This is a genomic window from Lysinibacillus sphaericus, from assembly GCF_002982115.1.
In the GTDB taxonomy this organism is placed as follows: domain Bacteria; phylum Bacillota; class Bacilli; order Bacillales_A; family Planococcaceae; genus Lysinibacillus; species Lysinibacillus sphaericus.
In genome coordinates, this window is record NZ_CP019980.1 from 4,310,149 (window position 1) to 4,322,916 (window position 12,768).

The window sequence follows — 12,768 nt, forward strand, 5'->3', positions numbered from 1 at the left end:
GATTACTGTCTTATATATCGGGGTCAGTCCCGCAATCAATCTAACACTTTTTTGCAGCGCCGTTGTTGTCCGCTTCGGCGGTTCTTTCCGCGGGCACACACGTAAGCCGCAACCCTCGCTGTCCCGCAACACTTCTAATTTTTTATTTATTGCAAAAGCAAGAATAGCTAAGTGTGCTAAGTCTCCATATAGCAAAAATTTATGAACACCTTTCCTCTGTACCTTAAATTATTTTAGTTTTGTCCCAGCCTCCTTTTCTATTATGATTGAATAACACCACATGCAATTCTTCCGCCTGATTCACCAGTAGGGTCTGTCATATGGTCGTCCTCGTTTTCATGAATAACAAGCGCAGTACCTTCCCCATCCATCAAAGAGTGTTCAGCATCTTTTTGTAACGTTACACCTTCTGCCAAGACACTCATAGTTGCAGTACCGTCCTCCGCTACCTCTAAATTCGGTAAATCCCCGAGATGATGGCCATGCGGATTATCCTTGCCATGCTCTTTCTGCGTTGGATTGAAATGCCCTCCTGCAGTACCGAAATCCGGCCCTTCGCATTTCCCTACTTCATGTATATGCATACCATGTTTTCCAGCAGGTAAACCACTTACCGTAACGGTTACTTTCACACCATCAGCCTGTTCTTCAAATTTGGCTTCTCCTAAACTTTTATTATCCGAACTCATTACTTTCGCAGTGGCAGTTAAAGCAACCGAGCTATCTGATACTGATTGTTGTTCCGCTTTCTCATCCTTATCAGCGCAGCCCACCAAAAAAACACCTAAAGAAATAATAAATAAAGTTGTCAATTTCATTTTATTACCGTTGCCAAAAATCTATAAATATCTATAAATCTTGTTTAATTCCCTGTTCAACAAGTCCGATTTCGATCGCTACAAGTAACCCATCTACTTTCGTTTGATATAACTCTCCGAGGGCGTAAATTCGGATACAACGCATCCTACATATTAGCGTTATCTTGTTGGTGATATTATGCTAATTTATATTTGGCAAGATTAATACTTGCATTTAAATCCCTATCAATACATAAGCCACAACTACAACTATAAACTCGATCTTTGAGTTTTAAGTCTTTGTTAATCTCCCCACAGTGACTGCAAGTTTTGGATGATGGATAAAATCTATCTGCTACTACGAACTCAATTCCTCTAAATTTACACTTATATTCAAGTTGTCGTTTGGTGAAGATAATTAGTCCGTATATTGTCAATCTTCTGTGGACTAGTCGTATCCGATTTTCAAGTTTTATAATATTTTTAGTTTTGACATACTCCTTTCCTTTTTTATTTTGTTTATATTTTCTAGTTACTTGTCTTTGTAGTCTTTTTAAGCTCTTTTCATTTTTTCTAACTACATAAGATTTTTTTTCCTAAGAACTGTATCGGCTAAAAATTCGCCTCCATTTTTATAATTTTCTTCTTGTTTTGCAAGTGTCCAATTATAGATAAATCTTGCTGTTCCTACTGATTGCCACAACTTTTGTTCTTGCGATTCACTTGGGTACAATCTAACTTTCTTTGCCAGTATCATTCTCTAGCAACTCTCTTTTGAACTGTTTTGCCTATCTTATTTGCAACAATGAGATTACACTGCAACAACTATAAAATTAACTATTTTTGTATAGATTCATTTAAACTATATCATCCTCCTTTTTTTATAGTTTATCATTTATCAGAATACTCTCGCAACTCATAACTAGGTATTTATCCTCATTACAAATAAAGGGATTTCTCAGAAAAATACTGAGAAATCCCTATGTTGTATTAATTTAAAATTTTTACCGTAACTGTTCGAACACCCCAATTACGAGCTTGTCCATCAGAAGGAATAAATACATCAATTTTATTTCCTTTTATCGCACCACCAGTATCAGCAGCTATCGCTTCGCCATAACCTTCTACCCACACCTTCGTTCCAAGGGGAATAACACGTGGATCAACAGCAATCACCTTTAAATTTGGATTTGAGCGTATGTCTGTCCCGTTTGCTGTAATACCTGAACAACCTTTACAATATGCTGTATAAGCTGTTGCACGCATTGTATATGTCTGACCATTTTGACTCGCTGGAGCACTTGCTGTTGTTGTCGCTTGTTTTGTTGTGGCCGTTTTTGTTGTAGCTTGTTTTGTTGCAGGCTTCTGTGCAATGGTTTTTGCTGTTTTTGGCTTTGCTGCTGAAGCTTTAACAGCTAACGTTTCACCAACTAAAATTAAATCTGATGTGAGGTTATTCCATTCTTTTAAATCGTCCACCTTAACATTATGAACTTTAGCAAGACTGAATAATGTATCACCGGCCTCAATAAGGTGGGTGTCATCTGTCTTTTCTTCCTCCAGTATTTTTTCCATACTCAAGGTCTGATCAGGATTAATCCATATCGAATCAAATTCGTCTAACTGTTGCAACTCGGCTAAACTCAAATTATAAATAGGTGAGATGCCCCAAAGTATGTTGCTCGTCTGACCAGTATATACTCCCTTAGCAGAAGTGGTACTCCCGAACATCCCCATACCAAGAGTCAATGCTACAGCTAATGCTATTGCCTTTTTCTTCATAATAAGTAATACCTCCAGTTGTTTTATATTTCTGCAATCTGTTGCTAGCACACTAGAGAATTAGGCTCTTAAGTATACAAGCATTATTGTAGAATGCATCCAAATATCACAGGACTTGGACCTGATATTACAAATTATTACTATTTAATCAGTAAAATATACAATTTCAATCAATTTTTTCTCCAATTAAACAATTATATGGAAAATTAAGATCAAATCTCTACAATCTATTTGCATATTTTATATAATGGAAATACAGTTTTTATAGCCGATAAAGTAGGAAAGGAGATGCCTTGAACTCGATTTTATAAAGTGAACTTTGTTAATGGGTTAAACCAAACAGTAATCGAATGGGGATTCACACTGCTCTAGTTGCTGTAGAAAAAATGTGTTTAGCAAGTGAATCACTCTGTATACTTATTGCGTTTCCTCTGTTAATGTAAAATAAAGTTTTATTAACCTAATAATTACAATTTAAATACTATATGTAATACCTAAAATACAAATAGTTAGGTCATATACTAATTTGAAAGTTGGTGTCCTACTGTGATTCGAGTAATAATTGCAGATGATGAACCGTTAGCTCTTTTAAACATGGAAAAAAAGTTGAAAGAATTTGATTCAGTAGAGGTTGTTAAAGCTTTTTCAACAATTAAAGATTTGCTTGATGAGGCACCTACATTGGACTATCATGTCGCTTTTTTAGATGTTGAAATGCCAGGAATGGACGGTTTGCAAATTGCTCAAATATTAAAGGAGTGGAAGAAAAATGTCTGTATTGTTTTTGTGACAGCGTATCGAGATTATGCTGTACAGGCATTTGAAATTAATTCCTTAGACTATTTACTAAAGCCTATTTCTAAATCTCGACTTGAGATGACTATCAATAGGATACATGAACTATTCCAATTAGAAATAGCCCCCCCTACTCGAGTGCAACAGAATGAGTACTCCCTTAGTATCCAGTGCTTAGGCGGATTCACTGTTTTACATAATAAGAACATCGTGCATTGGCGAACTGTTAAAACAAAAGAATTATTTGCCTTTCTTTTATCTAATCTCAACAGCCATGTGCCTAGAGATACAATCATCGAAGCATTATGGGCTGAAACTGAATACAAAAAGGCAAGAGTGCAACTTCATACAACAGTTTCTTATCTACGTACGACTCTCTCAGCTTTAGGGTACTTTAACGTTTTACAATATGTAAACGGCTGTTATATTTTACAGCTAGAGAATTTTCAATCTGATGTCTTAGAATTAGAGCACCTGTTAAAGCACAAAGAGGAATTCGGGGAGCTAGATATAGAAAGAGCGGAGGCATTTATTCAAAACTCTCATGGAGAATACATGGCTACATTAGATTACTCTTGGATTCATAGTAAGTCGAATTTCATTCATAACCAAATTACGCTTTTACTAAATTATTTAGTTGAGCATTACAAGGCAACAAACAATGTAGAAAAAATGGAGCGTACTTTACTAGTGATGCTGGACTACAATCCTTATTCAGATAAAATCATCCAAGAGCTTCTTCAACTCTATATTGAAGAAGATAATCGTGCTAATGCAGTAAAAGTTTACAAAGACTTTAAGAAGACCTTGTTTACTGACCTAGATATTTCACCTAATCAAGAGACCATAGAATTATACGCAACAATAGCGCAAGAGTAAAAATGTAGCTGCCTCCTAAGAGACAGCTACATTTTTTGGTTGTTGAAGGTAATTAACTACTAATTCGAGAGAAATCCTCCACCACACGTATACAGTTTCTACCTGATTGTTTTGCCTCATACAATGCCTGATCAGCAATAGCTATTAACTGATTCGGGTCACAAATCGAAGAAGAAAAAACTGTAACACCTGCCGACAAGGTAACTGGACGACCACTAGGATTTTCAGCTTGCGCTTGTTTAACTCGCAATTCCTCTGCTAATTTAACGGCGTCTTCAATTGCCGTATAAGGCAAAATAATTAAAAACTCCTCTCCTCCATATCTAAAACAGCTTCCCTGAACGCTTTCCTTCATTTTGTTTGCAAAAGCTTTTAAAACCTCATCCCCCACTGTATGCCCATATGTATCATTGACACTTTTGAATTCATCTAAATCGATTAAAATAATGGCATGTGGCACTTTCTCTGCAATTAAATTACTTAATACTTGATCCATGCTTCGGCGATTCGGAATACCTGTTAAAGAATCTAATTTCAACTGGTCAGTCAATTCCTTAATTTTATTTTGTGAATCAGCTTTTACCTTTAACATGGCATCTTTCAAGTTGCTCGCCTCAGCATACCAGTCATTCACTAATTTTAAATCGTTAATTCCACAGCCCTCTTGTCCACTTTTAACAATATCTTGTAGAGGTCGAATAATTTTCAACACAAACCACAGTACCAATATGAAAACGATTGCTACTATTAACAATAAAGGAAGAAGTATTTTTTTGAAAAACACACTAACAGAGACAACACTTTCTTTTTGTAACTGACTTACTGCCTGTTCAAGCCTATCCTTAACTAAAAATTCTGTTTGTGAGTTTTGTAATGACTCTTGTACATAGATTTCAGCTATATCAGAAACTTCCTCTATAAAAGCTTCCTGTAAAGCATGGTTAGGCTGTGTTAGCATTTCACTGTAACTTTTATAACTAATCCAAATACTGATACTTGATGTAACGAGTACAACAATTATTATCATACTAACAATGACAAACGATAAATTTAACTTAAATTTCTCCACAATAGATCATTTCTCCCATTGAGATGATATTTTGCTAAAGCTATATATAATAAGTTCAATTCTCATATTAAAAGTTTTTATTTCATCATCATACGTCATACCTCTTAAAAAATACTTAACAACTAATCGTTTTAACCTCTGTAACTCAAAACACAATTACTCAAAAAGAACTAATAATGTGTGAAAATCTTCAATTTATATACATAAAGTTTTCTTTAGAGCGAAATGCATATTTTCTTTTTCTTTATTTCATGGCATGGTAAAACAATACAATCTAATATTTTAACTTACAGGAGGCTTTATATTGGCGTTGAGAAAACCTATCGTAAGACATTTGCTAGTTATTTTAATCATTTTTATCGTCTTAACGATTTTCCGTCTACTCTGGCTAGCATATTTTACACCTTCTAATAATCAACCACTTGCACAAGCAGGTGTTTTAGATATGCGCCAGCAAACTTTAACAGAAGATGAGATCTATCAAATCAATGGTGAATGGCTCTATTATCCTGAAGTGTTGTTAAAAACACCTAACAGCAATGAGACAAGCAGTTCCATCGAACAAACTGTCCGTAAAATTCCTATGCAAAGGGGTTCAGCGACAAAACAACATTTTGGTACATATCGTGTAAAAATCTTATTAAGTGCTAATGCCCATTCAAATCACCGTTATGCTATCCGAGTTCCTGCCATTTCTACTGCATCAGCGCTATATATTAACGGGAAACTTGCGGGGCAGTCTGGAGTAGTGTCATCAAATCCTAGCACCCATAAAGGACAGGCCGCACCTTACACCATATATTTCACTGCAGAGCAGTCTGAAATCGACGTCATTTTACATGTATCCAATTTTGATACTCCCTCCAATATGGTTATAGATAAACGTCTTTCATTTAGCTCTGCGTCAGCCATGATGCACCATCAGTTCATTACACAATTATCACTTGTAGCTATTTCGATGTTGCTTATTTTATTTGCGTTATTTAGCATTCTTGTCTTTCTCTTTATTTACCGCAATAAAAAAGTGTTGCTGTTCACTGTCGGCTTTCTTTTACCTTTAGCTGACGAACTTATTACTTATGATCGTTCAATACTTGATTGGTTACATTTGGATTATGTATGGTCGTTAAAGCTATCCAATCTTATTTATCTTGGTGCTTCCTATTTCTTTGTACAGTTTATTCGTGTCTTATTAGTGCGCTATCAACAAGCAAAATATTTCCGATGGTTTACAACATTGTATGCCTTAGGCGCGCTACTTATTATACTCTTACCTATTCAATGGCTACACACAGCTAACTTAGCCTTCTTTATGCTTTATGTCGTGTCATTTTTATATGTTGTTGTACTGGCCTTAAAAGAGTATATAGGAAATCAAGAAAGTTCAGCTTTTATTGCATTTACAGCTATTGGCACAACAAACGGAATTATATGGGGCCTTATAAAAATGTCTTTTGTATTAGACATCCCGTTTTATCCATTTGACTATTTAATGATTGCACTGGGCTTTGCAGGTTATTGGTTTAAACGCTTTTATGAAAATCAACAACAGATTAATCTGCTTGTTGCCAAATTACAAAAAGATGGGGAAATGAAAGATGAGTTTTTATTAAGCAATGCACAAAAGCTTTGGGACCCTATGAATAAAATGATTACTTTAGGACAAACAATTTATGATAATCCAAACAATTGTTTTGTTATGGAAGACAAGCAGAATTTAAAATATTTAATTGATATAGGACGCAGTATGTCCTTTACGCTCAATGACATCGTGGATTATACACGATTAAAAGATAATAATTTACACCTTCATAAAAAGAATGTCCGCATTCAAGGCGTGGTGTCTGGCGTATTTGATATGCTACGTTTTATTGCTGTGGGAAAACAAATTCAAATGACATCTTCTATTGCAAGAGACTTCCCTCTTGTGCTAGCCGATGAAAAACGGCTTATTCAAATTCTGTTTAATCTGCTACACAGCTCTATTAAAAATACGAACGCTAGTTCAATCGAAATTAGCGCAACAATAGAAAGAAAGATGGCTGTAATTTATATCAAACTGACAGAGTCTGGAACGAACAATCCTGATATTAATCTTCACGAACATCTCTTTTCTTCTGACAAAGGACTTTCAGATAATGAAGAAATTCATCTTAGTTTTTTGATTTCTAAGCAACTAATTGAATTACACGGAGGTTCATTACTTAATAAAGGAGCAGATTTGCTTTTTACTATACCTATTGTAGATGTCATGGAAGAGATAGAACAATTGGATGATGAGCGAACAGAGGATATTCATTTACAGGAGAATAACACGCAGTTAAAAGCTTCCGCTACTGAAAAACAGTTTAAAATTTTAATGGTCGATGATGACCCTGTAAACTTAACAATGATGCGAAGTCTATTCTCTGCTACAGAATATAATATTACAACCATTACAAGTAGTGAAAAGGCACTGGATTTATTGCGTTTACAAAGATGGGATTTAGTCATTATTGATGCAATGCTCCCTTATATTTCTGGATATGCCTTAATTGAAAACATTCGACAGCATTATACCTTGCTAGAGCTACCAATTTTATTGTTAACTGCTCGAAATAATCCTGAAGATGTGTATACTGGGTTTGCACATGGGGCCAATGATTATGTAACGAAACCCATTAATTCTTTGGAATTAAAAGTACGCTGTCGTGCGTTAATTGATTTAAAATATAGCATCAATCAGCAGCTACATTTGGAAACTGCTTGGCTTCAAGCACAAATACAGCCTCATTTTTTATATAATACACTTAATACAATTGCTTCACTGAGTACAATTGATCCAGATCGAATGATTGACTTAATGCATCAATTCGGAAAATATCTCCACGCAAGCTTCGATGTAAAGAACCTGCAACGAGTTGTACCTCTGCGTCATGAACTCGAACTCGTCCGTTCATATCTTTATATCGAACAGCAACGTTTTGGGGAATTATTACAAATTGATTGGGATATTGATGAACAAATTGATGTTGAGATTCCCCCAATTTCTTTGCAAACGCTTGTAGAAAATGCATTACGACATGGTGTATTAAAACAAAAAGGTGGCGGCACTGTTTGTATTCGAATTAAAGAGCTTGCCGATTATGTGACCGTCAGTGTAATTGACAACGGTATTGGTATGGACGCCACGACATTAGCACAATTACTATCCGATACGAATACAACAAGTAGAGGCATTGGATTACGCAATACGGACCTACGTCTTAAAAGGATTTATGGTCAAAGGTTACAAATCAAAAGCACTCCAAACAAAGGCACAACCATCACCTTCCACATCCCCAAATAATAGTCGTGCCAGTCACTCAAACAATTCTTGCAACCGCTCAAGGCACAAGACGCAAAAACCCTCGCATCAGCGAGGGTTGCGGCAGTGCCAGTCACTCAAACAATTTATTACCAAAGCACTGGTTTTGCTACCATCAGCCATAACATAATCAGCAATAATACAATATACATCCATGCTTTACGCTGTAACAATGAAGCAAATTTTTGCTGATGATAGGCGGGCGTATCGAATGTGCGAATAGTTGGTTTAAAGGCTCTAGCCAAAAAGACAATCGAACCACCCATCACAAGAAATGTTAGGATTACCCACGATGTTGTCCATGGATATCCTCCACGCCACATTAATAAAATACCCGAGGCGACTAGCACATGCCCCGCGTGTTTAACGATTGTAATTGCACCTTGAAATACTTGGATATATGGTGGCATTTCAACATGTGCAGCTGTACGCATTTTCTTAACAATTACTAAAACAACAAACAATGGCCCAATCGAAAGGACTGCACTTAAAATATGTATATATAGAAGAAGTGTATAAATCGATAGCATATTGCATACTCTCCCTTTAACAAGTCTTACTCATTATAGCATTCCCCATTGTGTTCTCTCACAATAATTGTGAATCCTTTGTAAATGCAACATGAATCATTGTTAAATTGTTTGAAATTTGAACAAAGAGGGTATTGATTATAGTAACATGCACTTATAGAAACAAAAAGGAGTGATTCTTATAGGAATTCATCAATTTTTTACAAGTCTTAATGATTTAGAACGTATTATTCGTTGCCCTGGCCGCTTCAAATTTGAAGAACATAATGTAGCAGCACATTCTTGGAAAGTCTCACAGTATGCCATGTTCTTTGCAACACTAGAAGAAATGAATGGAGCTACAGTGAATTGGAAATCGTTATATGAAAAAACCATCAATCATGATTTCGCGGAAGTATTTATCGGAGATATTAAAACACCCGTAAAGCATGCTAGCCCAGAGCTAAAACAAATGCTTGCACATGTGGAAGAAAAAATGATGGAAAAATTCATTATGAACGAAATCCCTAAAGAGTTCCAAGACATCTTTTTTGAACGCATGAAAGAAGGAAAAGACGAAACACTAGAAGGTCGTTTACTTGAATTCGCAGACAAATTAGATCAATTTTACGAAGCCTTTGCAGAATTAAAACGCGGCAATACCGACATGGAATTTGTCCACATGTATCAAACGGCACTATCGAAGCTGTTATTGATTCCTCTTCCAGCAACAGTCCGCTATTTCAGAACTGAAATATTAAAAGATGCTGTAAAAGAAAAAACACATATTGATATACAAGCGCTCACAAATGAAGTATTAGACACAAACAAATAACGTGCATGTACAAGTTTTCCGATGAATTGATCGACGGAAGGCTTTTTTTATTTCCTAAAAAAAGTCGTATAATAGGAGTGATAGGAGGGAAAATATTGTCACATGAATGTTCAATTGTAGAAGATTTACTACCTTTATATAAAGCACATGGCCTCCAAGCCGATACGACCGAATTTATTGAACAGCATTTAGCTACATGTAAATCATGTCAGCAGTTGGCCGCTACACAATTATCCACTAATCAAAACTTATCGATGAAAAGCACATTAACCTTTTTTCATCTTGTTTTTATCGTGCTATCTTTTATGTTTGCCCTTAATTCATCTTTACTTGGCAATCATAAAAGCTTCGTCATACTATACGGTCTTTTTGGTTGCCTAACTTATTTATTTTATAAAAACATTTGGATTGTCTTTGCCATAAGCTCTATACCTGTGTTCGTCTGGGCCATTATTAATAATTTTAGCAATCCACTCTATATGAAGAACTTCTCTTTTATCGATATTGGTTCACTTATAGTTGGTGCAAGCTATATAGCTCTTTTACATACTATATTTGCCCTACTCGGTGCCGCTTTTGCCATTGTTTTACGTAGGTTTTGAAATGATAAAAGCATCTCTCCTCACGAAAGATGCTCATTTATCATTCTAATTTTTAAGCTTTTTTCACGAACTCTGATTTTAGCTTCATTGCACCGAAGCCATCAATTTTACAATCAATATTGTGATCCCCTTCAACAAGACGGATACTTTTCACCTTTGTTCCAATTTTTAATGTTGAAGAACTTCCTTTTACTTTTAAATCTTTAATAACTGTTACCGCATCACCATCTGCTAACAAGTTGCCATTTGCGTCTTTTACAATGAGTGTATCTGACTCCTGCTCTGTTGTATTAGTGCTCCATTCATGTGCACATTCTGGACAAACAAAATTTGTGCCATCCTCATATGTGTATTCAGAATTACATTTTGGACAATTTGGATATGCTGCCATCTCTGCTTCCTCCCTCTATTTTTTCGATAGATAAATGATTACGCTCCTATCTTCACACACTTAGTCTGATTTCGCAAAGGTTGTTCGTATTTTTCGTTCGCATTTGTGAAAAATATATGAAACAATCCCTTATTATCCAACTATTTTTCGGCCATAACTTTTTATTTTACAACATGTGCCCATTGACTTTTTTTCATAAACCATCTTACTTGCAACTTTGTTTTGCATGCCTTATTATATCCTTAAAGGCTGCATTGTTCGTATAATATTAAGTTTTAACCTTTAAGCTGTAAAAGGGAGTTTTATTATTGGAGTTGGAATGACGGGCCTCACACCAAGGTGCATGAGGATAAGCAGGAAAACTTCTGCGAACACCCACTTTGAGGAGTGGTGGTTTAAAACTTTCTATAATAACTACGGCATACGCGGCTTTTAACTTTACCATTAGAGCCTCAAGGCTTCAAAGCGACTCACCCTTCTTTATTGGAGGGTGAGTTTTTTATGTAAAAAACAACGTTGATGCAAAATTGATGCAAAACTTTTTGATAAATAATTATAATAGATAATATTTAACGACGCACAATATACACCCTTACACGAGATTCTATATACTTCTTTTTATCAACAGGCTTATTAACATTTGTGGAAAGCTTTTTAAAATGCATTTCTTCATATTGGTCCATTAAATCAAATATAGTCATTTGCCCCTGTTGTTCCATATATTCGAAATGAGTCATAATCGTTCACCTCACTATAAGTAATTTTTTGTTTAAATCATTCCAGTTAAGTAAATGATGAAGTCTGTAAGGGGGAATCGCTATGAACTCGAAAATGACTAAACCCCTTTTTCTTTCCCCTATAGTTCATAGCGATCACCATTCTAACCAATTTTCTAAATTGGGTTTACTACATATTTGTGTACTGTTATCACGATCATTTAACCAATTGTAAAAAGGCACTGGACGTTCTTTATATGGAGTTTCTTCTATAGAAGATGATTTACATAGCTTCATATTAGAACGCTCCACAGCTTTGTTATACGCTCCTACAAATACAGCTCTTAATGTACTTGCTACAGTTAACGTACCTTCTTTAATATCCATAGCAATTTTGAATAGAACGTTTTTAGCTTTAATGAAGTCAGGTGCACTTTGAACCTGTGCAGCCAATACAACCTTGTGTAATTCATCTTTCAAGTTATCAGCTAACGGCAAACTATTCATGAAATCGAATAGCATTACTTGATACTCGTTCATATACTCTTTTTTCTTTTCAGCTTGCAAAGCTAATTCATTACCAAGACTCATAATATTATTTGCTTGTTTAGAACTTAAAAGATAAAAATAACTAGATGGTTGGTTTTCAGATTGTGGACGACAAACCACGTCATTACTAGCTTCATCGTCTGTCATTCGTTGGGACACGCTCGATGGGACATAAGGTAAAATACGATAAATACTTGCCCCTTTGATGCCGTTTAATTTCGTTCCTGGTACTTTTTCAATGATGCCTAATGACTCTAACTTTTTTACGCTACGATAAACTGTCTTCGTGCTGATCTCCAATGCATCAGCAATTGTAGAAGCTTTTAAATGACATGCTCCAGTATGTTCTAAGCTGTGAGAAGCAAGTTTATAAACGATGGCACGCTCTGATTCTGTTAAATCGTAATAATGAACCGCCATGTGGTCTTCCACACTTTTATCCATATCTGTTACTGATTCGAATGTTGTATATTGTGCTAAGTATTCAAACGCCATCGT

Annotated in this window: 13 protein-coding genes and 1 other RNA gene; 5 read left to right on the forward strand and 9 right to left on the reverse strand. The window is 35.5% G+C overall.

Annotation, left to right across the window (positions count from 1 at the left end):
• Positions 1-260: 260 nt before the first annotated feature.
• The 4 genes from LS41612_RS20980 to LS41612_RS20995 form a co-directional block, all read right to left on the reverse strand.
• On the reverse strand, positions 261-773 hold the full coding sequence (locus LS41612_RS20980) for a superoxide dismutase family protein (protein ID WP_227665399.1): 513 nt from the start codon (positions 771-773) through the stop codon (positions 261-263).
• 221 nt (positions 774-994) lie between these two features.
• Positions 995-1,234 (reverse strand): zinc ribbon domain-containing protein, encoded by a 240-nt coding sequence (locus tag LS41612_RS23945; RefSeq protein ID WP_371830854.1) that lies wholly within the window; start codon positions 1,232-1,234, stop codon positions 995-997.
• Between the two features lie 140 nt (positions 1,235-1,374).
• On the reverse strand, positions 1,375-1,554 hold the full coding sequence (locus tag LS41612_RS23950; protein ID WP_024364656.1) for a helix-turn-helix domain-containing protein: 180 nt from the start codon (positions 1,552-1,554) through the stop codon (positions 1,375-1,377).
• A gap of 233 nt (positions 1,555-1,787) precedes the next feature.
• Positions 1,788-2,579, reverse strand: coding sequence for a 3D domain-containing protein (locus LS41612_RS20995; RefSeq protein ID WP_024364657.1), 792 nt, complete (start codon positions 2,577-2,579; stop codon positions 1,788-1,790).
• Positions 2,580-3,125: 546 nt separating this feature from the next.
• On the opposite strand from LS41612_RS20995, the gene LS41612_RS21000 reads away from it, so the two are divergent.
• Positions 3,126-4,253 carry a response regulator gene (locus tag LS41612_RS21000; protein ID WP_024364658.1) on the forward strand — a complete coding sequence of 376 codons (1,128 nt, stop codon included), beginning with the start codon at positions 3,126-3,128 and terminating at the stop codon, positions 4,251-4,253.
• A gap of 52 nt (positions 4,254-4,305) precedes the next feature.
• On the opposite strand, the gene LS41612_RS21005 is transcribed toward LS41612_RS21000, so the two are convergent.
• Complete coding sequence (locus LS41612_RS21005) at positions 4,306-5,322, reverse strand: GGDEF domain-containing protein (protein ID WP_024364659.1); 1,017 nt, start codon at positions 5,320-5,322, stop codon at positions 4,306-4,308.
• A gap of 304 nt (positions 5,323-5,626) precedes the next feature.
• Here LS41612_RS21005 and LS41612_RS21010 point away from each other — a divergent pair, with 304 nt between their 5' ends.
• Positions 5,627-8,650 (forward strand): hybrid sensor histidine kinase/response regulator, encoded by a 3,024-nt coding sequence (locus tag LS41612_RS21010; RefSeq protein ID WP_024364660.1) that lies wholly within the window; start codon positions 5,627-5,629, stop codon positions 8,648-8,650.
• Between the two features lie 107 nt (positions 8,651-8,757).
• Here LS41612_RS21010 and LS41612_RS21015 read toward each other — a convergent pair whose 3' ends face one another.
• On the reverse strand, positions 8,758-9,198 hold the full coding sequence (locus LS41612_RS21015; RefSeq protein ID WP_024364661.1) for a DUF2269 family protein: 441 nt from the start codon (positions 9,196-9,198) through the stop codon (positions 8,758-8,760).
• 172 nt (positions 9,199-9,370) lie between these two features.
• Here LS41612_RS21015 and LS41612_RS21020 point away from each other — a divergent pair, with 172 nt between their 5' ends.
• Both LS41612_RS21020 and LS41612_RS21025 read left to right on the forward strand, forming a co-directional pair.
• Positions 9,371-10,012: a YfbR-like 5'-deoxynucleotidase gene (locus LS41612_RS21020; RefSeq protein ID WP_029747446.1), complete on the forward strand. Its 642-nt coding sequence runs from the start codon at positions 9,371-9,373 to the stop codon at positions 10,010-10,012.
• Between the two features lie 95 nt (positions 10,013-10,107).
• On the forward strand, positions 10,108-10,614 hold the full coding sequence (locus LS41612_RS21025) for a zf-HC2 domain-containing protein (RefSeq protein ID WP_024364663.1): 507 nt from the start codon (positions 10,108-10,110) through the stop codon (positions 10,612-10,614).
• 52 nt (positions 10,615-10,666) lie between these two features.
• Here the strand turns inward: LS41612_RS21025 and LS41612_RS21030 are convergent, their stop codons facing one another.
• Positions 10,667-11,005, reverse strand: a complete 339-nt coding sequence (locus LS41612_RS21030) for a zinc ribbon domain-containing protein YjdM (protein WP_024364664.1) — start codon at positions 11,003-11,005, stop codon at positions 10,667-10,669.
• Between the two features lie 243 nt (positions 11,006-11,248).
• Here LS41612_RS21030 and ssrS point away from each other — a divergent pair.
• A non-coding RNA gene (gene ssrS / locus LS41612_RS21035) (6S RNA) lies at positions 11,249-11,441 on the forward strand.
• A gap of 133 nt (positions 11,442-11,574) precedes the next feature.
• On the opposite strand, the gene LS41612_RS23235 is transcribed toward ssrS, so the two are convergent.
• Both LS41612_RS23235 and LS41612_RS21040 read right to left on the reverse strand, forming a co-directional pair.
• A complete protein-coding gene (locus tag LS41612_RS23235) occupies positions 11,575-11,742 on the reverse strand; it encodes a hypothetical protein (RefSeq protein ID WP_158694867.1) in 168 nt (55 codons plus the stop codon).
• A 135-nt stretch (positions 11,743-11,877) separates the two neighbouring features.
• Positions 11,878-12,765, reverse strand: coding sequence for a helix-turn-helix domain-containing protein (locus LS41612_RS21040; RefSeq protein ID WP_024364665.1), 888 nt, complete (start codon positions 12,763-12,765; stop codon positions 11,878-11,880).
• Positions 12,766-12,768 lie beyond the last annotated feature (3 nt).